Origin of the sequence: Xanthobacter tagetidis (assembly GCF_003667445.1) — a bacterium.
Lineage (GTDB): Bacteria > Pseudomonadota > Alphaproteobacteria > Rhizobiales > Xanthobacteraceae > Xanthobacter > Xanthobacter tagetidis.
In genome coordinates this window covers 157,809-183,131 of sequence record NZ_RCTF01000001.1, presented here as the reverse complement: position 1 = coordinate 183,131, position 25,323 = coordinate 157,809, and the positions used below count along the sequence as shown (strand labels likewise).

The 25,323-nt window shown below is 70.2% G+C and carries 18 protein-coding genes; 7 read left to right on the top strand and 11 right to left on the bottom strand.

What is annotated here, in order from left to right:
- Positions 1-75: 75 nt before the first annotated feature.
- On the top strand, positions 76-2,322 hold the full coding sequence (locus D9R14_RS00805; RefSeq protein ID WP_121621393.1) for a TonB-dependent receptor: 2,247 nt from the start codon (positions 76-78) through the stop codon (positions 2,320-2,322).
- A 71-nt stretch (positions 2,323-2,393) separates the two neighbouring features.
- Here the strand turns inward: D9R14_RS00805 and D9R14_RS00800 are convergent, their stop codons facing one another.
- The 10 genes from D9R14_RS00800 to D9R14_RS00755 form a co-directional block, all read right to left on the bottom strand.
- Positions 2,394-3,479, bottom strand: coding sequence for an acyl-CoA dehydrogenase family protein (locus D9R14_RS00800; protein ID WP_121621392.1), 1,086 nt, complete (start codon positions 3,477-3,479; stop codon positions 2,394-2,396).
- Positions 3,479-4,624 carry an acyl-CoA dehydrogenase family protein gene (locus D9R14_RS00795; RefSeq protein WP_121621391.1) on the bottom strand — a complete coding sequence of 382 codons (1,146 nt, stop codon included), beginning with the start codon at positions 4,622-4,624 and terminating at the stop codon, positions 3,479-3,481. The genes D9R14_RS00800 and D9R14_RS00795 overlap by 1 nt, the downstream gene beginning before the upstream one ends.
- Positions 4,625-4,631: 7 nt before the next feature.
- Positions 4,632-6,188, bottom strand: a complete 1,557-nt coding sequence (locus tag D9R14_RS00790; protein WP_121621390.1) for a class I adenylate-forming enzyme family protein — start codon at positions 6,186-6,188, stop codon at positions 4,632-4,634.
- A 4-nt stretch (positions 6,189-6,192) separates the two neighbouring features.
- Complete coding sequence (locus tag D9R14_RS00785) at positions 6,193-6,660, bottom strand: Zn-ribbon domain-containing OB-fold protein (RefSeq protein WP_121621389.1); 468 nt, start codon at positions 6,658-6,660, stop codon at positions 6,193-6,195.
- A gap of 3 nt (positions 6,661-6,663) precedes the next feature.
- Positions 6,664-7,830 (bottom strand): thiolase family protein, encoded by a 1,167-nt coding sequence (locus tag D9R14_RS00780; RefSeq protein WP_121621388.1) that lies wholly within the window; start codon positions 7,828-7,830, stop codon positions 6,664-6,666.
- An 8-nt stretch (positions 7,831-7,838) separates the two neighbouring features.
- Positions 7,839-8,633, bottom strand: coding sequence for an enoyl-CoA hydratase/isomerase family protein (locus D9R14_RS00775; RefSeq protein WP_121621387.1), 795 nt, complete (start codon positions 8,631-8,633; stop codon positions 7,839-7,841).
- A gap of 86 nt (positions 8,634-8,719) precedes the next feature.
- Complete coding sequence (locus D9R14_RS00770; RefSeq protein WP_245420459.1) at positions 8,720-9,526, bottom strand: ABC transporter ATP-binding protein; 807 nt, start codon at positions 9,524-9,526, stop codon at positions 8,720-8,722.
- Positions 9,523-10,335 (bottom strand): ABC transporter permease, encoded by an 813-nt coding sequence (locus D9R14_RS00765; RefSeq protein ID WP_245420457.1) that lies wholly within the window; start codon positions 10,333-10,335, stop codon positions 9,523-9,525. The genes D9R14_RS00770 and D9R14_RS00765 overlap by 4 nt, the downstream gene beginning before the upstream one ends.
- Before the next feature lie 91 nt (positions 10,336-10,426).
- Complete coding sequence (locus tag D9R14_RS00760) at positions 10,427-11,356, bottom strand: ABC transporter substrate-binding protein (protein ID WP_121621386.1); 930 nt, start codon at positions 11,354-11,356, stop codon at positions 10,427-10,429.
- A gap of 284 nt (positions 11,357-11,640) precedes the next feature.
- Positions 11,641-12,540, bottom strand: coding sequence for a LysR family transcriptional regulator (locus D9R14_RS00755; RefSeq protein WP_121621385.1), 900 nt, complete (start codon positions 12,538-12,540; stop codon positions 11,641-11,643).
- A 284-nt stretch (positions 12,541-12,824) separates the two neighbouring features.
- On the opposite strand from D9R14_RS00755, the gene D9R14_RS00750 reads away from it, so the two are divergent.
- Both D9R14_RS00750 and proA read left to right on the top strand, forming a co-directional pair.
- Positions 12,825-14,393 (top strand): amidohydrolase family protein, encoded by a 1,569-nt coding sequence (locus tag D9R14_RS00750; protein ID WP_121621384.1) that lies wholly within the window; start codon positions 12,825-12,827, stop codon positions 14,391-14,393.
- A gap of 143 nt (positions 14,394-14,536) precedes the next feature.
- Positions 14,537-20,572 carry an anti-phage protein ProA gene (gene proA / locus D9R14_RS00745; protein ID WP_245420455.1) on the top strand — a complete coding sequence of 2,012 codons (6,036 nt, stop codon included), beginning with the start codon at positions 14,537-14,539 and terminating at the stop codon, positions 20,570-20,572.
- Between the two features lie 27 nt (positions 20,573-20,599).
- Here proA and D9R14_RS00740 read toward each other — a convergent pair whose 3' ends face one another.
- A complete protein-coding gene (locus D9R14_RS00740; RefSeq protein WP_170168429.1) occupies positions 20,600-21,340 on the bottom strand; it encodes a GntR family transcriptional regulator in 741 nt (246 codons plus the stop codon).
- 217 nt (positions 21,341-21,557) lie between these two features.
- On the opposite strand from D9R14_RS00740, the gene D9R14_RS00735 reads away from it, so the two are divergent.
- From D9R14_RS00735 to D9R14_RS00720, 4 genes are all read left to right on the top strand, one after another.
- Positions 21,558-21,896, top strand: a complete 339-nt coding sequence (locus tag D9R14_RS00735) for a hypothetical protein (RefSeq protein WP_121621381.1) — start codon at positions 21,558-21,560, stop codon at positions 21,894-21,896.
- 64 nt (positions 21,897-21,960) lie between these two features.
- Positions 21,961-23,064: a TRAP transporter substrate-binding protein gene (locus tag D9R14_RS00730; protein ID WP_210210790.1), complete on the top strand. Its 1,104-nt coding sequence runs from the start codon at positions 21,961-21,963 to the stop codon at positions 23,062-23,064.
- A complete protein-coding gene (locus tag D9R14_RS00725; RefSeq protein ID WP_121621380.1) occupies positions 23,057-23,632 on the top strand; it encodes a TRAP transporter small permease subunit in 576 nt (191 codons plus the stop codon). Before D9R14_RS00730 ends, D9R14_RS00725 begins: the two co-directional genes overlap by 8 nt.
- Positions 23,629-25,206 (top strand): TRAP transporter large permease, encoded by a 1,578-nt coding sequence (locus tag D9R14_RS00720; protein ID WP_184759579.1) that lies wholly within the window; start codon positions 23,629-23,631, stop codon positions 25,204-25,206. Before D9R14_RS00725 ends, D9R14_RS00720 begins: the two co-directional genes overlap by 4 nt.
- The last annotated feature ends 117 nt before the right edge of the window (positions 25,207-25,323 follow it).

The following is a 25,323-nucleotide window of genomic DNA, read 5'->3' as shown; positions in this document are numbered from 1 at the left end:
CAAGCCAGGCCTTCAGCCCCGCGCGCGGACCCGCCGCGCGGGCGCGCCATGTCTGGATCAGACCAGGAAATGCCCATGTCCCGTTCTCCGTTCCGTGGCCGGCGCCAGGCGCTGCGCCGATCTACCGCTCTTGCCGGCCCCGCGCTCGCCGTGCTCGCGCTGCTGCCGTCCTCGGCCTGGGCGCAGAGCGCCAACGAAACCGCGCTTCCCACCGTGGTGGTGCGCCCGCCCGCGACCGGCGCATCGGATACGGGTCTCGGCGGCCCGCCGAGCAATTTCACGCCCGCCGACACCGCCACCATCTCCGGCGCCGAGGCATCGGCGGCGACGCTGCTGACCAGCGACACCGGCTCGCTGATCGCCGGCATTCCCGGCGGCGCGGCCTGGGGCGCGGGCGGCGTCTCCAGCCTTCCGGCGGTGAACGGCATGGGCGCCGACCGCGTCCAGGTGGGCATCAACGGCATGCTGTTCGGCGTCGCCTGCCCGAACGAGATGAACCCGCCGCTGTCGTTCCTGAACCCGGCCATGGTGTCGAAGATCGCGGTCTATATGGGCACCGCGCCGGTGAGCGTCGGCGGCGACTATACCGGCGCGAAGGTGGACGTGACGCTCGCGCCGCCGATCTTCACGCCGGGCGACCAGATCACCGTCTCCGGCTTCGTCGCCGGCTTCTACCGCTCGAACGGCAATTCCTACGGCGTCGACACCACCGTGCGCATGTCGAATTCCGACACCAGCCTGACCTATACCGGCGGCTGGGCCAAAGCGAGCGACTACACGGCGGGCGACGGCACCGTCATCAAGTCCACCATGTACGAGACCCAGAACCATGCCTTGAGCCTGTCGAAGAAGATCAACGACCAGATCTTCACGGCGCAGATCGGCGGGCAGTTCATTCCCTATCAGGGCTATGTGAACCAGTACATGGACATGGTGGAGAACAAGAGCTTCTTCGCCAACGGCCGCTATGAGGGGCTGTTCGACTGGGGCAAGCTCGAAGGCAACGTGTTCTTCAACCGCGTGCGCCACACCATGGGCTTCATCGAGCCGGACAAGACCGGGGACATGCCCATGGATACCCGCGCCACCGACATGGGCTATGCCATCAAGGGCACGGTCGGCCTGTCGTCGCGCGACATCCTGCGGGTCGGCAACGAGCTCTACTACAACAATCTCGACGACTGGTGGCCGCCGGTGGCCGGCTCCATGATGATGGGACCGGACGCCTTCATCAGCATCAATAACGGCCAGCGCACCCGGCTCGGCACCTGGGCCGAGTGGGAGCACAAGTTCGACGGCGCCTGGACCGGCCTTCTCGGCATCCGCAACGACACGGTGTGGATGAACACCGGCGACGTCGCGGGCTACAACATGATGATGTACGGCGCGGACGCCGCCGCTTTCAACGCCCAGGATCACGCCCGCACCGACTTCAACATGGATGGCACCGCGATCCTGCGCTACCAGCCGGATCAGTCGAGCCTCTACGAGCTGGGCCTCGCGCGGAAGACGCGCTCGCCGAACTTCTACGAGCGCTACGCCTGGTCCACCAACGCCATGGCCATGGACATGATCGGCTGGTTCGGCGACGGCAACGGCTATGTGGGCAATCTCGACCTCGACCCCGAGGCCGCGCACACCGTCAGCTTCACCGCCACCTGGAACGACCCGGCCAAGAAGGTCTGGCAGCTGAGGGTCTCGCCCTATTACAGCTATGTGGTCGACTATATCGACGTGAACCGCTGCACCCTTCCCGGGTGCCTCGCGAGCCAGCCGAACAACGCCTTCGTGCAGGACAATTTCGTGTTCCTGCAGTTCGCTAACCACGATGCCTGGCTCTACGGCGTCAACATCGACGGCAAGATGGCGCTGTGGGACGACGACAATTGGGGCCAGGGCCAGTTCCGCGGCAGCCTCAACTTCGTCCAGGGCCAGCGCACCGACGGCGTGAACCTCTACCACATGATGCCGCTCAACAGCGTGCTGGCGGTGGACCAGACCATCGCCCGCACCTGGGGCACCTGGACCAACAGCCTCGAACTGCAGCTGGTGGCATCCAAGACCCTGGTCAGCCAGGTGCGCAACGAGCTGGAGACCGAGGCCTACGCGCTGCTCAACTTCCGCACCTCCTACCAGAAGGACATGCTGCGGGTGGACTTCGCGGTCGAGAACATCTTTGACACGAACTACGACCTGCCGCTCGGCGGCGCCAACCTCGTGAACTACAAGACCACGGGCATGATGGGCTCGATGACGGAATGGGGCTATCCCGTCGCGGGCATGGGCCGGTCGTTCAACACGCGGGTGACGCTGCAGTTCTGAGCTTCCGGCGCGGCTCGCCCGCGCCGGGCCGCCCCCTCCTTCCCATCGGGGGAAGGGCGGGAGGGGGCGGATCAGCCTGCCTGCGACGCGTCCGGTCCGGCGGCTCGGACCGCATGACGCGGGAGCGGCGCGTCCAGCTCCGCGGCGCGCGCCGTTCCGAACACGGCGCGGCAGGTGCGCGGCGTGCCTGCGGATGCCGCAAGAACCATGGCGCGCCGCAGATAGAGACCGATGTCGTGCTCGTCGGCGAAGCCGATGGCGCCGTGCAGCTGGATGCAGTCCTTCAGGACCCGGAGCGCCGCCGCGCCCGCAGCCGCCTTGGCGGCCGCTGCCGCACCGGACTGCTTTTGCGTGCCGAAGGCGCGCCCGGCCTCGCGCACGAGGGCGCGCGTCGCCCTCACGTCCACGAAATGGGTCGCCGCGCGGTGCTGCAGCGCCTGGAACGCGCCGATCGGCTGGCCGAATTGCCGGCGCAGGCGCATATAGTCGAGCGTCATGTCGAGCGCGCGCGCCATGAGCCCGCACAGCTCGGCCGCATACAGCAAGCGCTGCACGTCGCAGGCCGCGAGGAACGCCGCCTGCGCCGAGGCGCCCTCGGCCACCAGCACCGCATCGGGCCCGTCGGCGAGGAAGGCGAGCGTGCCGCCATCCACGGTCGCGGCCGTGCGGGCCTCGGCCGGATCGAGGGCGAGCAGCCGCCGGTTCGGGGGATCGAATGCGAGGGCGACGTCGACGTCCGCCGGGGCAAAGGCGAGACCCTGGAAAGCCGACCCAGGCCCGTCGTCAGTCCGCTCCGCCGGCGCGGCGCAGATGACCGCCGCGCCGCCGGCCGCGCGTGCCAGCAGCGTATCGGCCGCCGGGGTGCCGCAGGCGGCGAGCAGCGGCTGGGCGGCGATGGCTGCCACCACCGGCTCCGGCGCGATGCGGGCGCCGATCTCCTGCGCGAAGTCCACCGCATCGCTCGGCGCGAGGCCGAGGCCGCCATGGGCTTCCGGCAGCAGCAGGGAGAACCAGCCCATCGCCGCCATGCGGCTCCATACCGCGCGGTCGAGCCCGCCGCCGGCATCGCGCCGGGCGCGGGCGCGGGCGACGCCGCCTTCGCCGTCGAGCAGGTCGCCCGCCGCGGCCGCGAGCATCGCTTCGGTCTCCGACGGCATCAGCGCGCCTCCCTTTTGAGGCCCAGCACGCGCTCCGCCAGGATCGAGCGCTGGATTTCGTTCGAGCCGCCATAGATGGAGAGGCGGCGGGCCTGGAGGAACATCTCGCTCATGTCCACCAGCGGCGCGCCGAGGCGCACCGGATCGCGCGCCGCCATCAGCGGCCCGGCGAGGTCCTGGGCGATGTCGAGCACGGCCTGCGTGGTCTCGGTGGCGAGGATCTTGAGGTAGGAGCTTTCCGCCCCCGGGTCCTCGCCCGCGGCGAAGCGCTCGGCGGCGTCGAGGAAGGCCGCGGTGAGCGTCTCGACCGCAAGCTCGGCCTCGGCGATGCGGTCGGCGAGCCCGGCATCCGCCAGGGGCGCGAGGCGGCGCACCCGCTCCAGCGCGCGCAGCGCCTGCGCCGGCGCGCCGAGCTGGATGCGCTCGCGGTCGAGCAGAGCGGTCGCCACCCGCCAGCCGTCGTCGACGGCGCCCACCACGTTCTCAAGCGGCACCCGCACCTCGTCGAAGAACACCTCGCAGAACTCGTCGTCATTGGCGATGTTGCGGATCGGCCGGCGGGTGATGCCTGGGCTGGAAAGATCGATGAGCAGGAAGGTGATGCCCGCGCGCGGATTGCCGGCGCTCGACGTGCGCACCAGCGCGAACATCCAGTGGGCGTGGTGACCCCAGGTGGTCCAGATCTTGTGGCCGTTCACCACCAGCTCATCGCCGTCGCGCCGCGCCGCGGTGCGCAGCGCGGACAGGTCGGAGCCGGCGCCCGGCTCGGAATAGCCCTGGCACCAGATAACGTCGCCCGCGAGGATGGGCGGCAGGTGCCGCGCCTGCTGCGCCGGGCTGCCGAAATGCATCAGCAGCGGGCCGATATGGTTGATGCCCTGGGTGGGGATGTCCGGGGCGCCGGCGTGCGCCATCTCCTCCAGCAGGATCACCTGCTCCACCGGGCTCGCCGCCATGCCGCCGAACGCCTTCGGCCAGTGTGGCGCGATCCAGCCGCGGCGCGACAGAGCCCGATACCAGGGCATGCAGTCCTGGGGCGGGGCGCGGAAGGTGAGATCCCGCAGATGGTCGGGAATGGCGGCGGCGAGGAAGGCCCTCACATCGGCGCGGAACGCCGCTTCGGCGTCGGTCTCGGGGCGCAGCATGGCGGCCTCAGGACGCGGCCTTGCCGGTGCCGGGGGCGCCGCAGCGCTCCACCGCCTGCCGGCGCAGCTCGGTCTTCAGCACCTTGCCGAGCGCGTTGCGCGGCAATTGCTCCACGAACAGCACGCGCTTCGGCTTCTTGTAGCTGGCGATGAGCGTGCGGCAGTGGGCGATGAGCGCCTCCTCGCTGGCGTCGCCGCCGGGCCTTGGCTCTACGAACGCCAACACCGCCTCGCCATAGATGGCGTCCGGCACGCCGACCACCGCGGCGTCGGCGACCGAGGGGTGGGAGATCAGCGTCTGCTCCACCTCCTTGGTGTAGATGTTGAAGCCGCCGGACAGCACCATGTCCTTCTTGCGGTCGACGATATAGAGGAAGCCGTCGGCATCGCGCCGCGCCATGTCGCCGGTATGCACCCAGCCGTCGCGGATCGTCTCGGCCGTCTCCTTGGGGCGGCGGAAATAGCCGCGCAAGGTGAGGAACTGGCCCGGCGCGCCGGTGCGCACGGCGATCTCGCCCACCTCGCCGTCCGCCACATGGGCGCCCTCGGCGTCCACCAGCTTCACCTCGACGCCCGGCGTCGGCCGCCCCACAGAGGCGGGATGGGTGAACTGCTCCTCGTGGTCGAGCCCGGTGATGGCGCCGGCCTCCGTCATGGCGAAGAAGGAGAACAAGCGCACGTGCGGCAAAAGGCCGATGAGCTGCTGCTTCAGCTCCACCGGGAACGCCTCGCCGGTGACGACGATGCGCCTCAGGCTTGCGCACTTGTGCGGGGCTGCGGCGATGGCCGGCAGCATCATGCGGCAGATGGTGGGGACCATGCCGGCGACGCTCACCTTCTCGCGGGCGATGATGTCGAGGGTCGCCGCGGGGTCGAACTTCTCCATCACCACCAGCGTGCCGCCCACCGTGAGCGCGTTGGCGAGCCGGGCGAAGCCGGTGCGGTGGGCGAGCGGGGTGGAGACCAGGAACACGTCGTCCGCGGTCAGCCCCCATTCGAGCCCGTTCACGAAATGATGGTTGGTGATGATGTTGGCGTGGGTCAGCAGCGCGCCCTTGGGCCGGCCGGTGGTGCCGGAGGTGTACATGATCATGGCGTCGAGCCATTCCACCGGTACTTCCGGCCGCAGCATCACCGGCTCGGCGCGCCAGTCGTCCAGGCTCTCGTCGCCCCCGGTGGCCGCGCCGGCCGAGAGGAAGATCGCCCCTTCCGCCGCGCGGCGCACCAGATCGAGCCCGGTTCCGGCGCCGTCATGCGCGACGAGGCGCGGCTCGGCGTCGGCGGCGATATAGGCCACCTCGGTATCGGTCAGGCGGGTGGTCGCCGGCACCACGATGGCGCCGAGCGACAGGGCGGCGAAGGTCAGCTCCACGAACGCGGTGCCGTTGGAAAGATAGAGCAGCACGCGGTCTCCCGGCCGCACCCCGCGCGCGCTCATGGCGCCGGCGAGCGCCGCGATGCGCGCCTGGAGCTGGCCGTATGTCAGCCGCTCGCCGCCGCAGATGACGGCCGGATGGTCCGGCCGCCTGAGGGCGTGGGCTTCGATGAAGACCTCGAGCCGCATGGTGTCACCTCGCGTTGTCGGCCAGCCGGAACGCCGGGTAGGGGGTGCCGTCGTCGAAATGGTCGAAGGCGAGCGTCACCCTCTTGCCGATCGCCATCTCCTCCGGCGCGCAGCCGAGGATGTTGGCGATCAGGCGCACGCCCTCGTCCAGCTCCACGGTGGCGACCGGGAGCGGCAGGCGCCCCTCGACGCCGGGGCCGGGAATGCGCACCGTGGTGCAGGCATAGATGGTGCCGTTGCCGGACACCTCGCGCCATTCCAGCGTCCTTTTGCCGGTGAACACGCTCACCGGCCGGGGATAGTGCTGGAAGCGGCCGGTCTCGGTGCAATACTGCATCATCAGCTTGCCCTCCCGCGCCCCATCCCAGAACGGCTGGGTGTCCACATAGACGTTGGGCTTGGGCGCGGGCCGGGTGGGCTTCGAGCTCTCGGGCTTCGCGCCGGCGGCGCTCGCAGTCTTCGCCTCGCTCATGGTTCAGGCCTCCAGGATCATGGCGGCGCTGGTGCCCCAGTTCCGCGCGTAGGGGATGACGCCGATGCCGGTGACGAGCGCGTTCTTCGGCTCGCGCACCTGGCGCGCGCCGCCTTCGCCGAACATCTGGCGCACGGCCTCGGCGAGGTTCAGGCCGCCCGAGGCGAGGCCCGGCTGGCCGGCCGAGATCTGTCCGCCGCCGGTATTGGTGGGCAGGCCGCCGGTGTGGGAGAGATCGGTGTCGAGGATGAAGTCCGAGCCCTCGCCGCGCTTGCAGAAGCCGAACTGCTCCAGCTGCATCAGCACGGCGATGGTGAAGTCGTCATAGGGCTGGAACATGCGGATGTCCTTCGGCGTGAGTCCGGTCTTGCCGAACACCGTGCCGGAGATCTTCGCGAAGCCGCTCTCGGTCACGTCGGCCAGCATGTCGGCGCCGTTGAAGTTGGTGACCTCGGCGAAGGCGGTCGGGTAGACCATCTTCTGGAGGCCCATCTCCCGCGCCGTTTTCTCGGAGGTGACGAGGAAGGCGTTGGCGCCGTCGCAGAACATCACGCAGTCGAGCAGGCGCAGCGGATCGGACACCACGCGGGAGGCGTAGTAGTCCTCCATGGTCAAAGGCTTCTTGAACTTGGAATAGGCGTTGTCGTTCATCAGCGCCTGGGCGCGCTGGGTCACGGCGATCTTGCCCAGAGCCGCGTCCTTCAGTCCGTACTGGTGGATGTAGCGCGAGATCAGCAGGCCGAACGAGGCCGGCGGGCCCTGCACCCCCGGCGGGTCCTGGAACTCGCTGCGGTAGGCGCCGTAATTGGCGCGCCAGGAGGTGGACGGGGCATCGGCGGAGAGCACCACCGCCACCTCGCAGGCGCCGTCGCGGATGGCGGCGGCGGCGCGGGCGACGCCGCCGGTGGCCGAGCAGCCGCCGATGGCGCCGAAGTTCAGCCAGGTGGGCGTGAGGCCGAGCGCCTCGCTCATATAGACCGCGTAGAACGGGTTCGGCGCCTCGCTCAGCGGAGCGGTGACGGACAGGCCGTCGATGCGGTCCTTCTCCACGCCCGTGGCGGTGAGCAGGTCGGAGAGCGCCTCGCCGGCGAGGTCATAGGCGCTGCGGCCGCTCTTGAAGTCGATGCGGGTCTCGGAATACCCGGCGATGACGATGTCGCGCTTGCTCATGGTGGGTCTCATTCGCCTTGGAAGTTGGGGGCGCGCTTCTCGCGGAAGGCGGCGAGCCCCTCGTTCCGGTCCCGCGAGAAGTAGAGGTAGAAGGAGAGGTCGGCCTCGGTGGCGAAGCCCTCGGCGAGGGGCATGTCGGCGCCGCGGTCGATGGCGGCCTTGGAGAACATCACCGACAATGGCGCGTTGGCGGCGATGGCGGCCGCGACCTCGTGGGCCTTGGCGAGCGCTGCGCCCGCCTCGGTGACGTAGGTGACGAGGCGCAGGCGCTCCGCCTCGGCGGCATCGATGCGCCGGCCGGTCCAGATCAGGTCCTTCGCAAGCTGCGGGCCGATGAGGCGCGGCAGGGTCTGGGTGCCGCCGCCGCCGGGCATCAGGCCGAGCTTGCATTCGGGCAGGCCGAACTTTGCCTTGCCGCCCGCCACCACGATGTCGGCGGTGAGCGCCAGCTCCAGCCCGCCGCCGAGCGCGAAGCCCTCCACCGCGACGATCACCGGCTTGGTGAAGGCGGCCACCTCCTGGAACAGGCGGTTCACCTTCCGCGCGCGCTTGCGGAACCGGTAGAACTCGAAATACTCGTTCTCCTTGATCTGGAACTCGCTGGTGTCGATGCCGGTGCAGAACGCCTTCTCGCTGCCGGCGAGCACCACGGCGCGCACCGCGCGGTCGAACTCCGCCTCGGCGAGCACGTCGAGGATTTCCGACGCGGTCTGCTCGCGCAGCGAGTTCAGCTTTTCCGGGCGATTGATGGTGATCTCGACCGTCGCGTCCCGGCGGGCGACCAGAATATCTTCGTGGGACATGGGCTTACTCCGGATGAACAAGGTCGGCTGCCGCGTGCCGGCCGGCCGCGCGCGCGGGTCGCATGACGGGGTGGAGGCGTGGGGGATCAGCCCGGGTCGGTCGGGTGTTCCTCCCCGCCCAGCGCCGCGGCGATCTCGTCGTGGAGCCGGGCGCGCAATTGCTCGTCGCGGCGCTGGCCGTCGGTGAGCGTCAGCTCCAGCTGGATGCGCGCGGGCGCGCCCAGCACCAGCACCCGGTCCGCCATGTCGAGCGCGTCCTCGATGCGGTGCGTCACCAGAAGGCAGGTCTTGGAGAACTCCCGCGCGATGCGGTGGAAGTCCGCGCGCAGCGCCCGCGAGGTGACGTGGTCGAGCTGGCTGAAGCTCTCGTCCAGCAGCACGATCTCCGGGTCAACCGCGAGCGCGCGGGCGAGCGAGACGCGCTGGCGCATGCCGCCCGACAATTCGTGGGCATACTTGTCGGCGGCGTCGCCGAGCTTCACCCGTTCGAGCCAGGAAAGGGCGGTGGCGCGCGCCTCCTCCTTGCTGCGGCCGAGGATGAGCAGGCCCAGCTCCACATTCTCCACCGCGGTGCGCCAGGGCAGCAGGCGGTCGGTCTGGAAGCTCACGGCGAGCTTGCCGCGCAGGCCGAGGAAGTTGGCGTTGGGGTCGAGCCCGGCGACGCGCACCGTGCCGCTGTCCGGCGTCAGGGTGCCGAGCACGAGGTTCAGCACCGTGCTCTTGCCCGCGCCGGTGCGCCCGAGCAGAGCCACGATCTCGCCATGGGCGACGTCGATGGAGAGGTCGTCCACCACGGTCTTGCCGCCGAACGCCTTGTAGACCTGGTGAAGCCGCACGGAGGGCGGATGGGCGGCCTGGGCCGCGCTCTTGATCATGGCGATGTCCTGGATCATCGGACGCTCACCTCCGGGCGCCACTTGAGCGCCACCTTCTCGATGGCCGAGATCGCGACCTGCAGCACGATGTTCAGCGCCACCAGGAAGAACGTCCAGGCGAACACCTGGTCGATGCGGAAGGTCGACTGGGCAAGGTTCATGCGCGAGCCGATGCCCGCCGCCGAGGCCACCAGCTCGGCGAACACCACCATGCGGATGGCGTAGCCGATCACCGACTTGGTGGTGAGGAACACGTACGGCACGATGTGCGGGATGATGAGGTAGCGCATGACGTGCCAGCGCGAGGGCCGGAAGCTCTCGATCATGTCGATGAGCTCCTTCGGCAGCGCGCGGATGCCGTCATAGATGTTCAGGGCGTAGAACGGGATGATGATGACGCACAGGATGAAGAAGATGCGGACTTCCGGGTCCCTGAACCAGAATACCGCGATCAGCATCCAGGACAGCGCCGGGATGCCGGTGTCGATCACCACCAGCGAGCGCAGATAGGGCCGCAGCTTCGGCTTCATCCCCATGACCAGGCCGAGCATCAGCCCGAGCAGCATGGAGGCCGCCACCGCCGCCGTGAGGCGGGCCAAAGTGATGAAGACGTGGCTGGTGTCGGAGAAGAAGATTTCCCTTGCCGCCTTCAGCACGGTGCCGGGCGAGGGCATCACATAGTCCGGCACGAAGCGGCTGAGCACTTCCATGAGGATGACGAGGCCCGTCACCACCACGACGGTGGCGATGGTCTCGCGTCGGCGCTCCGTCATGGGCGCCCGCGGCGGCGCGATGGCGCGGGGCATGCTGGGGTGGGTGGAGGTCAAGGCGCGTCCTCGCTTGTGGTGGCCTTGGCCGGCTGCGCCGGCCGTGCTCGGTTCGGGGCGGGGCGCGGTGTGTGCCGCGCCCCTCCCCGTCTCAGCCCTTGAAGAAGAATGCGTCGTCCACCGGCTTCTGCAGCAGGCCGTTGCGGGCGAGGAACTCGCTCGCCTTGACGATCTCGGAGCGGCCCTGCGCGCTCGCCATGGAGCTGAACTGGAAGCGCAGCCGCCGCGAGGTGATGGCCTCGGCGAGCACCTCGGGCGGGAAGCCGGAATTCTGGCCGGCGATCGCCACCGCCTCCTTCGGCGCGGCATTGATGCGCTGGAGGCACTCCTCGAACATGGCGCGCACGCGCTTCGCCATGTCGGGGTTCTTCTCCGCCAGTTCGCGGCGCACCGCGACGCCGAAATAGGGCAGATCGAGCGACGTCGCCTTGCGATAGGCCTCGCCGGCGTTGAACAGTGGCCGCAGCTTGCTGTCTCGCATCAGGGCGGCGGTGACGTTGGGCTCCCAGGACAGGCCCGCCTCGGCCCGGTTCGCCATCACCAGAGTCATGGCGGCGGCGGGGTTGTCGACGCCCTGGATGGTCACGTCCTTGCCCAGCTCGATGCCGTTGAGCTCCTTGATGAGCGCCGCCACCATGCGGAAGGTGCCGGTGGACTGCGCGGCCGCCAGCGTCTTGCCCTTGAGGCCCGCCACGTCCTTCAGCGCCGGGTCGCCGGTGACGATGTAGATCATGTCCGCCGTGGTGATCGAGCACAGCATCTCGATCGGCACGCCCGCCTGCTGGCGCGAGGCGAAGGTGTCCCAGCTGCCGATGCAGACGTCGTAATTGCCAGCGGCGAAGTCGTTGTAATAGGTCGAGACCGCCGTGTACTGCGTGGGCGCGGCGAGCGGCACGCCATGCTTCTCGGCCAGCTTCTGGGCGAGGATGTACTGCACCACGAGGATGGTGAAGCCGGGCGCGAGCGAGGCCCAGCGCACCGGCGCCGCGGCCTGCGCGAAGGCCGGTGTGGCGAGGCCCATGGCCCCGCCTGCGAGCGCGGCGCCAAAGGATGCGCGAACGGATGCTTCGAGGAACGTGCGGCGTGAGAGATGTGCGACCACCTTAGCCCTCCCAGGCATGGCGCGTCCGTCACCCCACGCTGGCCCGTCGGGACCGGTGGCGTCGGCGCGCTCGTTGTGCGTTTCCATCGAGCGACCGGTCATTCCGCCGGTCTTCTCGGATCAGGATGCTAGGGGGAGGTGCGGGGCCGATCCAGCGCATATGCGCGCCCATATCGTTCCAGAATTGGAACGATGGTGGCGCCTCACGCCTCCTCGCCGAGGCTCTCCGCGATGAAGTCCAGGAACACCCGCACCATGCGCGGCGTCCTGCGCCGGCCGAGGAAGGTGGCGGAGACCTCCAGCGCCGGACTCTCCCAGTCGGCCAGAAGCGGCACCAGCCGGCCCGCCTTGACGTCATTGCGGCACATGATGTTGGGCAGGATGCCGATGCCCACCCCCTTGATGATGAGTTCGCGGGCGACGCCGATATTGTTGACCGTGACGTGGCCTTCCACCGCCACGGCGCGGTCTCCGTTGCGGCTCTGGAACGTCCAGACCCCCTCGCTGCGCTGGTGGTCGGTGACGATGCAATTGTGGCTCGCGAACTCCTCGATGGTGGCCGGCTCGCCGCGCCGGCGCACATAGTCCGGGCTCGCATAGACGCCGCGGGTGATGCGCGCGAGGCGGCGCACCGGCACCTGCGAATTCTTGATGCGGCCGAGATGGATGGCGACGTCGCAGCGGTCCTCGTTCACGTCCACCCAGCGCCCGCTGACCTCGATGTCGAGATGGATGTCGGGATACTTCATGGCGAACGCGCCGATGGCGCGGCTGAGCCAGGAGATGCCGAAGTCGATGGGCATCGAGACGTGCAGCTTGCCGCGCAGCTCGGTCTGGAGGCTGTGGGCGAACAGGCCCGCATCCTCGATCTCGGAGGAGATGCGCTCGCAATGGTGGGCGAGGGCGCGCCCCGCGTCCGTCACCGTGATCTTGCGGTTGCCGCGCTTGAGCAGGTGCACGCCCATTTGGTCCTCCAGATGGGCGATCTTCCGGCTCAGAGTGGACTTCGGCAGATCGAGCTTCTGCGCCGCCTTGGTGAGGCTGCCGGCATTGGCGACCTCGTAGAACAGCAGCATGGCGTTGAGGTCGATCTTCATGGCCATGGCGCGCGGCCCTCGGGATGGAGCGTTGCGCCCGTGGTGCCAGAATTCCCGGCCTGCCGCCAGCGGGGCGGGCCAGCCCTTCCGTCATGCCCCGGCGCGTCCGGGGCATCCACCGGGCCGCCCGCTCCGCCTGGAGAAAGCGGGCGCGAGCCTGGCCGCGGCGTGGATCCCCCGCACAAGGCGGGGGATGACGGCGGGGCGAGGCCCATTGGCCCCTCGCGAAGCGCGCGGGTTCGTGACAGCCTCCAGGCCACGAAACGACTCAACTCCTTGGAGTTCTTAGCTTGCGCCGCCGCATCTGGATCGCCGCCCTCCTTCTGGTGGCGGCTGCCATTCTGGTCCGCCTCGCGGTGGTGGCGCAGGATATCCCCGGCGTGGCTGCCGCCGCGCGGATGGAGACTCTGCGGGATGACCTGCCGCGCCTGCGCGCCTTTCTCGCCCGCATGCCCAAGGGCGCGGACCTGCACATGCACCTGTCCGGCGCGGTCTATGCCGAGCGCCTGATCGGCTTCGCGGTGGCGGACGGGCTGTGCCTGCGCAAGGCGGACATGACGCTCATGGATCCACCCGCCGGCGCCGCGCCGGGCGCGCCGTGCGGGCCGGACCCCGCGCTCGTGCCGGTGGCGGAGGCGATCGCCGGCTGGCGCGGGCAGGGCACCTACGACCAGATGGTCAATGCCTTCTCCCTGCGCTGGTTCGTGCCGACGCCGGCGGTGCCCTCGGGGCACGACCAGTTCTTCGGCACCTTCTCGCGCTTCAATGCCGCCACCGGCGGCGCCGACTGGGATGCGACGCTGGCGCGCACCGCCGAGATGACGCTCGACCAGCTGCGGCAGTACGATGCCGAGAACGTCCAGTATGCCGAGCTGATGGCGACCCTGTTCGAGGGCGACGACCGCCGCCGCATGGCGCGGTTCGTCACCCGTGCCGCCGGCGGGCGCCCGGTCACGGAGGCCGATCCCGCCGTGCTGCTCGCGGCGCTGAAGGACAACGGCCTTGCCGATCTCGTCGCCGCGCGGGCGCGCGACATGACCGCCCTCGTCGCCCGCATCGACGCGCTTCGCGCCTGCGGCGGCGGCACGCAGAAGCCCGGCTGCGGCGTCGCCTTCCGCTACATCGCCCAGATCAACCGCAACGGACCGCCGGCCGAGGTGTTCGCGCAGACCGCGCTCTCGGTGGCGCTGGCGCGCGCGCTCCCGTCCGTGGTCGCCGGCATCAATTATGTGGGGCCGGAGGACTTCCAGATCGCCCGGCGCGACTACCGCGCCCATATGGGGTGGATCGGCTTTCTCGCCGGCGCGGACGTGCCGGTGGCGCTCCATGCGGGCGAGCTGTGGCTCGGCCTCGTGCCGCCGGACGACCTCGACTTCCACATCCGCGCCGCGGTGGAGGTGGCCGGCGCGCGGCGCATCGGCCACGGCACCGCCATCGCCTTCGAGCGCGACATGGACGCCCTGCTGGCGGAGATGGCGCGGCGCGGCGTCACCGTGGAGGTGGCGCTCACGTCGAGCGACGTGATCCTCGGCGTGCGCGGCCGCGCCCATCCGATCCACACCTATCTGTCGGCCGGCGTCCCGGTGACGCTCGCCACCGACGATGCGGGGGTCTCGCGCATCGATCTCACCAACGAGTATCTCCGCGCCGCTGTCGACCAGGGATTGGGGTACCGCCGGCTGAGGACATTCGCCCACACCGGCATCGCGCGCTCCTTCCTCGCCGAGGCCGACAAGGGGCGGGAGCGGCAGCGGCTCGACGCTGCATTCGCCGATTTCGAGCAGGAGATCGCGGCAGGGATGCCGTTCGGGGCCAAGGCCGCCGCGGTGGTGGGCGCGGCTTTCGGCATTGGCCGCTGAACGCCCCACGCCGGGACCCCCCTGCATGACGGGACCCGCGAGCGCCTCGCTGCCCGCCGGGAGAGGCCGACCGCAGCCGTGCCGCAGGGTTGCTAGGGGGAATTCCGGCGGTCTATCTTTGGGTTAGGACTTGGGGGGCGCCCGTGGCAGACGAGGGTGACGACGCGGCGGCGCTGGACCCGATGGCAGGGGCCTCGGCGGCGGGAGCCGTGGCGATCCTCGCCGAGGTCGCGCCGTGCTTCACCTATGCCTCCTACCAGAACGCCGTGCCTGTGCTGCGCGCTCTGACGCTCGCCAACATGACAAGCGAGGTCCATGCCGGCCTGAGGCTGGAAATGACCGCGACGCCGCCCTTCCTGCGGCCGAAGAGCTGGGCGATCGACCGGCTCGCCGCCGGCGACCGGCAGACCGTGTTCGACCGGCTGGTGCATTTCGACCTCGACTACCTGCGGGGCCTCGACGAGGCCGAGCGGGGCGAAGTCGCCTTCGTCTTGCGCAAGGAGGGTGAGGTCCTCACCGAGGCCCGCCTGCCGGTGCGGCTGCTGGCGCGGGACGAATGGGGCGGCATCGCCGACATGGCGCAATTGCTCCCCGCCTTCGTCATGCCGAACGATCCGGCGGTGGCGGCGCTGCTGCGCACCGCCTCGCAGGCGCTGGAGCGCAACCGCATCCCCTCCGGCATGGACGGCTACCAGAGCGGCGATCCGCGCCGCGCGCGCATCCTGGCCGCGGCCATCTACGCCGCCGGGGCCGCCATGGGGCTGCATTATGCCGAGCCGCCCGCGAGCTTCGAGGCGCGCGGCCAGAAGATCCGCCGGCCCTCCGTGGTGCAGGCGCAGGGCTTCGCCACCTGCCTCGACAGCACGCTGCTGTTCGCGGCGGCGTTCGAGGCGGCGGGGCTGAACCCCGTGGTGCTGCTGTTCGAGGGTCACGCGGCGGTCGGCGTCTGGCTCTCGCCGCGCACGCTGCCGCTCGCCGTGACGGCGGACCCCATGGAGGTGCGCAAGGCGATCGCCGCCGGCGAGATGATGGTGTTCGAGACCACCGGCGTCACGCGCAGGCCGGTGCTCGCCATCGACCGCGCGCAGGAGGCGGTGGCGGCCCGCCTCGGCGAGGCCCGCGAACGCGAGTTCCGCGCCGCCATCGACGTGAAGCGCCTGCGCGAGGGCGGCATCACGCCCCTGCCGAGCCACGAGGAGCGCGCGAAGGAGCCGGAGACGGCTGGGGAGCCGCAGCCGGAGCCCGGCGATCCGCTCATCATCCTCCCGCCGCCGGGTCCGGAGCCCGCGCCCGCGCCGCCCCAGAGCGGGGAGGAGAAGCCCACCACGCCCGAGGGCCGCATCGCCCGCTGGCAGAAGAAGCTGCTCGACCTCACGCTCTCCAACCGCCTGCTGAACTTCAAGGACACCCGCCGCACCGTGCCGTTCCTGTGCACCGACGCGGCGCACCTGGAGAACCGGCTCGCCGCCGGCGCCACCATCCGCATCGTCTCGCTGCCGGAGCAGAACCCGATCGGCGAGCGCGATCCCGGCACCTTCCGCGACATGCGCGGGCACGACATCCATCTCGGCTTCGCGGCCGAGGCGCTGGCGCGGGACGAACTGCCGGCGCCGCTCGCTCCGGACCAGCTCGAAGCGCGGCTGATCGAGCTTCACCGCGCCGCCAGGAACGACCTTTCGGAGGGCGGCACCAACACGCTGTTCCTGGCGGTGGGCTTCCTGCGCTGGCGGCGCGGCGGCAAGGACCATCGCGCGCCGCTCCTGCTGGTGCCGGTGAAGCTCGATCGCGTCGCTGCGTCCGCGCGCTTCAACCTGCGCTTCCACGAGGACGAGCCGCGCTTCAACGCGACGCTGCTGAAGTTCCTGGAGAGCGAGTTCTCCCTCTCGCTGCCGCAGCTCGAAGAGCCGCTGCCGCAGGACGGCACGGGGGTGGACGTCGCCGCCCTCATCGAGAAGGTGCGCACCGCGGTGCGCGAGGTGCCCGGCCTGGAGGTGACGAGCGACACCGCGCTCTCCACCTTCTCCTTCGCCAAGTATCTGATGTGGAAGGACCTCGTCGAGCGGGCCGCGAAGCTGCGCGAGAACCGGCTGGTGCGGCATCTGATCGACACGCCGGACGCCCCGTTCCCGGAGGTGGATGCGCCCGCCCCGGCGCCGGCCGATCTCGACCGCACCTTCGCCCCGCGCGAGGTGGTGTGTCTGCTGCCGGCGGATTCCTCGCAGATCGTCGCAAGCGTGATGGCCGCCGCCGGCCACGACATGGTGATCGTCGGGCCGCCCGGCACCGGCAAGAGCCAGACCATTGCCAACATGATCGCCCACTGCCTGGCGGTGGGCAAAAGCGTGCTGTTCGTGGCCGAGAAGGCGGCGGCGCTGAACGTGGTGCACCGGCGGCTCAAGGAGCACGGCCTCGGCCCGCACTGCCTGGAGCTGCATTCCAGCAAGACCGACCGCCGGCACTTCCTCGGCCAGCTCAGGGCGGCGTGGGAGGAGGGCGGCGCGGCGGACGACCGCGACTGGATCGTCGGCAACGGCAAGCTGCAGCGCCGCCGCGACGAGCTCAACACCTATGTGGAGGCGCTGCACGCGCCCCACGGCAACGGCCTGTCCGCCTTCGAGGCGGTGGGCACCGTGCTGCGCGGGGTCGATCGCGACGTGCCGGCGCTGTCCTTTCCGGCCGCCGACGCCCTCGACGCCGCGGCGCGCCAGGCGCTGGAGGAACTGGCCGAGGAGGCGGGGCGCACCTTCGCCGCCGTCGGCACAAGGCCGGCGCTGCGCTTCGTGGATGTGGAGCAGTGGTCCGGCACCTGGCAGCGCGACCTGCTCGGCGCCGCCTCAGGCCTCGGGGCGGCGGCGGGCGGGCTCGCGGCCGCCTTCGACGGCTTCCTGGAGGCGCTCGGCCTGCCCGCGCGGCCGGATGCCGGCCTGCCGGAAATCGAGCGGTTCGAGGCCTTCGCAGTGGCGCTGGAGGCCTGCGCGGCGGCCGATCATGCGGTGGTGTTCGATCCCGATTTCGATGCCCTCGCCCCGGCGCTGCATGCGCTCGGCGAGAGCCTGTCCGGGGCGAAGGGGGCGGAAGCCCGGCTGGTCGGCCAGTTCGCCCGCGAGGAGATCGCGCGCATCCCGCTCGACGACCTGGAGCGCGACTGGCGCGCCGCAGCCGCGTCCGCCTGGCCGCTGCGCGTCACCCGGCTCGCCAAGGTGCGCAACCTCATCGCCACCTATGCGGTGTCCGGCAAGCCCGACCCGCAGGAGGTGCTGCCGCTGCTGCGGCGCCTCAAGGGCCACCTCGACCAGATCGCCGCGAACCCGCTCGCGGGCGGCAAGCTCGGCTTTGCCGGCATTGACAGCGACATCCCTGCCATGACCGCGCACCTTGCGCGCTGCGCGGAGCTGCGCCGGGCCTTCTCCGAGCTGCCGCTCGATGACGAGGAGGCGCAGGAGGCGATCGACGCCTTCGCGCCTGTCGCCATGGCAGGCGAGGACCGCTACCGCGTGCGCCCGGCGGCCGGCGCGCTGCGCGCCGCCATGGATGCGTTCGCCGTGGCCGGGCGCGGCTTCACCGCGGCGGCGGGCTGCGATCCGGCCGCCATCATCGGCGCGGGATCGCTCGGCGAACTCGCCGGCGCCATGGAGGAGATCGCGGCGGCCCAGACCGCGCTCGCCGACTGGAGCAGCTGGTGCGCGGTGAAGCACCGCGCCACCGAGGCCGGGATCGGCCCGCTGGTGGAGGCGCTGGAGCAGGGGCTGCTGGCGCCGGGCTTCATGGGCTCGGCCTTCCGCCTCGCTTATGCCCGCTGGTGGGCACCCCTGGCGCTCGACGCGACGCCGGCGCTGCGCGACTTCCGCCGCTTCCGGCACGAGCATGCCATCGGCGACTTCCGCGCCCTGGACGATTTCGTGCGCGGGCAGGCGAGCGCACGCGTGCGCCACCGCATCGCCCATGGGCTGCCGCCGGCGCACGGCGTGCCGCGCAATTCCGAGCTCGGCCTGCTGAACCACCAGATGGCGCTCCAGCGGCCGAGCAAGTCGATCCGCGAGATGATCGCCGCCATGCCGCAGAGCTTCCCCAAGCTCGCGCCGTGCCTGCTCATGTCGCCGCTCTCCATCGCCCAGTATCTGCCGCCGGCGCATCCCTTGTTCGACGTGGTGATCTTCGACGAGGCCTCGCAGATCACCACCTGGGACGCGGTGGGCGCCATCGCGCGGGCGCGCCAGACGGTGATCGTGGGCGATCCTAAGCAATTGCCGCCCACCAATTTCTTCGGCCGCAACGAGGAGGACGACGAGGAGATCGAGGACCACCAGAAGGACCTCGAAAGCATCCTCGACGAGGCGCGCACCAGCGGCCTGCCGGTGCGCTATCTCTCCTGGCACTACCGCAGCCGCGACGAGAGCCTGATCGCCTTCTCCAACGCCGCTTATTACGGCAACCGGCTCGTGACCTTCCCCGCGCCCGAGGCGGACGGGCGGGCGGTGCGGCTGAGGCGCGTGCCCGAAGGCGTCTATCTGAGCGGGCAGGGCGGCGGCCGAACCAATCCTCTGGAAGCCCGCGCGGTGGCGGACGAGGCGGTGGCGCGCATGCGCGCCGCGCTCGAACAGCCGGAACGGGCGCGCCCGACGCTCGGCATCATCACCTTCAACCTGCCGCAGCAGGCGCTGATCCAGGACCTGCTCGACAAGGCGCGGCGCGACGACCCCGCGCTGGAATGGTTCTTCTCCGAGGACCGCTTCGAGCCCACCATCGTCAAGAACCTGGAGAACGTGCAGGGCGACGAGCGCGACGTGATCCTGTTCTCGATCACCTACACCAAGGACGCCGCCGGGGTGCGGCGCATGAACTTCGGCGCCCTCAACCGCGACGGCGGCGAGCGGCGCCTCAACGTCGCCATCACGCGCGCCCGGCAGGAAATGCTGGTGTTCTCCGGCACCGAGGCGGAGCACCTCGACCTCTCGCGCACCGGCAAGCCCGGCGTGCGGCACCTGAAGGCGTTCCTGGACTATGCCGCGCGCGGACCGGCGGCGCTGGCGGCGCCCGACCGTGGCTCGGTGGGCGCCGCCGAATCCCCGTTCGAGGAGGCGGTGGCGATCGCGCTCGCCACGCGCGGGTGGAAGGTGGCGACGCAGGTGGGCGTTTCCGCCTTCCGCATCGACCTTGCCGTGCAGCATCCGGAAAAGCCGGGGCTCTACCTCGCCGGCATCGAGTGCGACGGCGCCACCTATCACCGCTCCGCCACCGCCCGCGACCGCGACAAGGTGCGCGAGGAGGTGCTGCGCGGGCTCGGCTGGAAGATCCTGCGGGTGTGGTCCACCGACTGGTGGCGCGACGCGGACGGAGCGCTGACGACCGTGGACGAGGCGCTCAAGGCGCTGCTTGCCGCCGGCGTGCCCGAGCCGGCGACGGCGGCGGCGCACTGGGACCTCGGTGCGGCGGTCGATCCCGTCGCCGACGAGGTGGCCGAGACGCCGGAGCCCGCAGAGGAGCCCGAAGCTCCGCCGGAGCCGGAGGAAAGGGTGGGGCAGGGGCCGCCGACCCGCCCGGCGCCGGACGCTGCCGCGCGGCACGACGGGCCGCTGTTCGCAGAGCGCGGCGCAGCCGAGAGCGGCCCGCGCTACCTGACGGCCGACCTCTCCGCCTTCACCGCGCGGCCCGACCAGTTCTTCGAGAAAAGCTACGGGCCCACCCTGGCCGCCATGATCGAGACCGTGCTCGACTGCGAGGCACCGGTGCGCGAGGACGTCCTGGCCCAGCGCATCGCCCGTGTCCATGGCTGGCTGCGCACCGGCCCGCGCATCAAGGCGAGGATCACCCATTGCCTCGACACGGTCGAGCGCACCGCCGAGAGCAGCGGCGACTTCCTGTGGCGCGCCGGCTCGGTGCGCGACCTCGTCGCCTATCGCGCGCCGTCCGGGGAGGCCTCGCGCCGCGCCGTCGCCGAGATCCCCCTCGCCGAACTGGCCTATGTGGTGGACCGCAACCGCCACATCCTGGAAGAGCCCGACCCGCCGGTGGCGCTGGCGCGGCTGCTCGGCATCGACCGGCTGACGGCGGTGACGCGCCCGCGTCTTGCCGAGGCGATCGAGCGGGTGGCACTGCGCACCCGCGCCGCGGTCAACGGCGATCCATCGCCTGCGGCCGCGCCTGACGCAGTACCTCCCGAGGCGCCGCCGCAGTCGTAGGCGCGCGCGGCCGGACCCCGGCGGCGTTCAGCGGCGGCGGGGCGACTTCGGCCCGTCGGCGGCGGCAAGGGGGCGGTCGTGCGGAGCCGCGGACGAGGCGGTCTTTCCCGCGAACACGTCCGCCAGCAGAACACCGGTCTGGCGGATGTGCTGGTCCAGCAGCGCGGTCGCCGCCTCGGCATTGCGCACGGCGCAGGCGGAGAGGATGGCGCGGTGCTCGCGCTCCGCCTGGCCGCGATAATTGGCGTTGGTCAGGAGCACGCGCACATAGGCGTCGGTCGGGTTCGAGACCTGGCGGATGAGCCCCGCGAGGCGGTGGCGTTTGGCCGGAGCCGAGATTGCCGCATGAAAGGCGAAGTTCAGCTGGCTCCAGCGCCCCAGCTCCTCGACGGCCTCGGCCTCCTCGACGATGCGCGTCGCGATGCCGATGTCCGCGTCGCTCATGTGCGGGATGGCGAGGCGCAGCATGTGGCATTCGAGAACCGCCCGCATGTCGAGCAGTTCCTCGGCGTCCTGAGCGCCCAAGGCGGCGACGGTGAAGCCGCGGTTGGGCTCCAGGTGCACCAGGCCCTCGGCGACGAGATGCAGCAGCGCCTCGCGCACCGGGATCTTGCTGACATGGTGCGCCGCCGCCAGATCGTCCTGGCGCAGAGGCGCGCCGGGCGGGATCAGGCCGTCCAGGATGTCCTTGCGCAGCGCATCCAGCACCGCCGCCTGCCGCGCCTGTTTTTTGGGCGCCTTGCTCAACCCGGCTGCATCGGCGGACACCCTGCTTCCTCCTGCCGTCATCGGTAGATCGTATAATATCATGTGATGCGCGATGCGGGGATGAAATCCGGGATCGCGTTTATCATGCTGATTTTTATATAATTTCTGACATTGTGGAGAGGCTGTCTGCCTCCGGAGATCTAAATATTATACGATTTGGCATGCTCCCTGCAAAACCCTCGGGGTCGGCCCAGCCGCCGCGCCGAGAGGTCCTTGCATGATCACCGCCATCGTCCGCTATCAGCTTCCCGCCGCCATCACGCGGGCCGACTGCATCGCCCATTTCCACAAGATTGCCCCCGGCTTCGGCGAGGTGAAGGGCCTGCTGCGCAAGCACTTCATCTGGAACGAGACCGGCAGCGCGGGCGGCGTCTATCTCTGGGAGAGCATCGCCGACGCCAAGGCCTTCTATCAGGGCCCCTGGCTCGACGGGATCGTCGCCCGCTACGGGATGTATCCCGAGATCGAATATTTCGAGACCTTCGCCATCACCGAAGTGAAGACCGGCGAGGTCCACTACATCGAGCCGCTGGCCGCCAAGGCGTCCGCCGCCTGACGCGCGGCCGCCGCGCCCGTCCCGACGCCGCCTTTCCCTTCGCCCGCCTCTTCAGGAGCACCCCATGTCGAAGCCCATCGACCGCCGCAAGATCGTGGCCGGCCTTGCCGCCGGTGCCGCGGGAGCCGCCGCTTTCCCCGCTCCGGCCATTTCGCAGGGCCGCATCGAGTGGCGCATGGTCACCGCCTGGCCGAAGAACCTGCCGGGCCTCGGCACCGGCGCCGAGCGGCTCGCCCAGCGCATCACCAAGATGTCGGACGGCAAGCTGGCGGTGAAGGTGTTCGCCGCGGGCGAGCTGGTGCCCGGCCTCCAGACCTTCGACGCGGTCCAGAACGGCACCGCCGAGATGGGCCACGACACGCCCGGCTTCCATCTCGGCAAGAACCGCGCCTTCGGCTACTTCTTCACCGTGCCGTTCGGCATGGCCTATGTGGAGCACGTGGCGTGGCTCTACCACGGCGGCGGCCAGCAATTGTGGGACGAGCTGTCCGCGCAATACGGGCTGAAGTCCTTCGCCATCGGCAACATCGACACCCCGCCCTTCGGCTGGTTCAAGAAGCCCATCACCTCGGTCGCCGACCTCAAGGGCCTGAAGATGCGCATGCCCGGCCTCGGGGCGGAGATGATCCGCCGCGTCGGCATGGTGCCCACCATCCTCGCGCCGGGCGACATCTTCGCCGCGCTCCAGTCCGGCGCGCTCGACGCCACCGACTTCACCGGCCCGGCCAACGACATGGCGCTCGGCTTCCAGCAGGTGTGCAAGTATTACTACTGGCCGGGCGTGCAGAAGCCGGGGGCGATCCAGCAGGTCATCATCTCCAAGGCCAAGTACGACGCGCTCTCGCCCACCCTCCAGGAGGTGGTGACGGTGGCGTGCCAGGCCGGGCACCAGGACATGCTGGCCGAGTACAACTGGATCAACGCGCAGGCGCTCAAGGCGCTCACCGAGAAGCACGGCGTCGAGGCGCGCAAGCTGCCCGACGAGGTGCTGGTCGCCCTCGGCACCGCGGCCGGCGAGGTGCTGAAGGAGGAGCGCGGCAAGCTCGACCCGCTCGGCCAGAAGATCTGGGACGCCTACTTCTCCGCCCGCCGCACCATGATCAACCTGTCGGACTATTCCGACCGCGCCCTCGGCAACGCCCGCGGCCTCGGCTTCCCCTATGTCTGAGCGCGGGGGCTCGGACCTGGGCGCGATGCTGGAGGCCGCGGCCTCCGGCATCGACCGCTTCACGGAGGCGGTGGGCCGCGTCGTGGCGTGGTTCACCTTCGCCACCGTGGTGGTGTGCTTCGCCACGGTCTATCTGCGCTACGTGTTCCATGTCGGCGAGATCTGGCTCCAGGAGCTTTATGCCTGGACCCATGTGGCTGCCATCACCCTGGGCGCGGGCTACGTGCTCATGAAGGGCGGCTTCGTGCGGGTGGACCTGCTCTATGCGCGTTTCGGCCCGCGCGGCAAGGCGCTGGTGGAGCTGTTCGGCACGCTGTTCCTCATGGCGCCCTTCCTGGCCATGATGGCGGTGTCGGGATGGTCCTTCTTCCACACCTCCTACGTGATGAACGAGGCCTCGCAGTGGGAGAACGGGCTTCGGGCCCTGTGGCTGCTGAAGAGCACGCTGCTGTTCTTCGTCCTCACCGTCGGCCTCCAGGGCGTTGCCATCATCGCGCGCGCTCTCGCCGTCCTCCTCTGCCACCAGCCGTCGCACGCTGTCGTGCCCGCGCTCCCGGATGCGCCATGATTACGCCTCTGCTCGCGGGCGAAGCGCTCAGCGTCCTCATGTTCCTCGCCGTGGTGGCGGTGCTCGCGCTCGGCTATCCGGTGGTGTTCTCGCTGGCCGGCGTGGGCTTCGGCTTCGGCCTTCTGGGCCACTATGCCGGCGCCTTCGACCTGAGCTACTTCAACGCGCTGCCGCTGCGCTACTGGGGCATCCTCAACAATGACGTGCTGATCGCGGTGCCGCTCTTCATCCTCATGGGAGTGATGCTGGAGCGCTCGGGCATCGCCGAGGACCTCTTGAAGACGCTCGGCGAAGTGTTCGGGCGCATGCGCGGCGGGCTCGGCCTTTCCGTGATCCTCGTCGGCTCGCTGCTCGCCGCCTCCACCGGCATCGTCGGCGCCACCGTGACCACCATGGCGCTGATCTCGCTGCCGGCCATGATGCGCGTCGGCTACGACAAGCGCCTCGCTTCGGGGCTCATCTGCGCCACCGGCTCGCTGGCGCAGATCATCCCGCCCTCAACGGTGCTGGTGTTCCTCGCCGTCATCATGCAGACGGCCAACAGCCAGGTGCAGCTCGCCAAGGGCAATTTCGTGCCGCAGACGCTCTCGGTGGGGGACCTGTTCGCGGCCGCCTTCATTCCCGGCCTCGTCCTGTCCGGCCTCTACACGCTGTGGGTGATCGGCCACATCATCTTCCGGCCGGCCTCGTGCCCCGCAATGGTTACGCACCGCTCGCCCGGGCTCGGGCAGCGCGTGGTGGTGGCGCTGGCGCCGACCCTGCTGCTGATCATCGCCGTGCTCGGCTCCATCATCGCCGGCGTCGCGACGCCGACCGAGGCGGCCTCGGTGGGCGCCATGGGCGCGGTGCTGCTCACCGTGGTGCGCATCGTCGGCGAGGCGCTGGCGCCGCGCTTCGGCGCCCAGGTCGATCGCGCGCTGTTCTGGTGGTGGACGGCGATGATCCTCGGCCTCGTGATGCTCGCGCTCCTCGCCGGCGCGGCGGGGGTGCTCACGGGCTCGCTGGTGGCGCTCGTCGTTGCCTCCGCCTTCGCGCTGTCGCGGCCGGACACCCGCGCGCGTCTCGTCGACGTGGCGACGCAGGTCTCGCGCCAGTCGCTGATCCTCACCGTCATGGTGTTCGTCATCTTCCTCGGGGCGACGGTGTTCTCGCTGGTGTTCACCCGCCTCGGCGGCGAGGAGGTGGTGGGCGAGTTCCTGCGCGCCATGCCCGGCGGCGCCGACGGGGCGGTGCTGGTGGTGATGGCGATCGTGTTCGTGCTGGGCATGTTCCTCGACACGTTCGAGATCCTGTTCATCGTGGTGCCCATCGCCGCGCCCATCCTCCTGCACATGGACGTGGACCCGGTGTGGCTCTCCATCATGCTGGCGGTGAACCTGCAGACCAGCTACCTCACCCCGCCGTTCGGCTTCTCGCTGTTCTTCCTGCGCGGGGTGGCGCCGCCGGAGCTGAAGACCTCCGACATCTATCGCGGCATCATTCCGTTCGTGGGCCTCCAGATCGTCTGCCTGGGGCTGTTGTGGGCGTTCCCGCAACTGGCGCTGTGGCTGCCGGGGGTGATCTACGCCCATTGAGGTAGCGACCGGTCCACCGGACAATCTTCGCTCGACAGTGCGGCGCGCGGCGGGTTCATTGTATAAGTGAACCGAATTCGCCACTGGGTCGGGAGCCGAATGTCCACGCACAAGCGC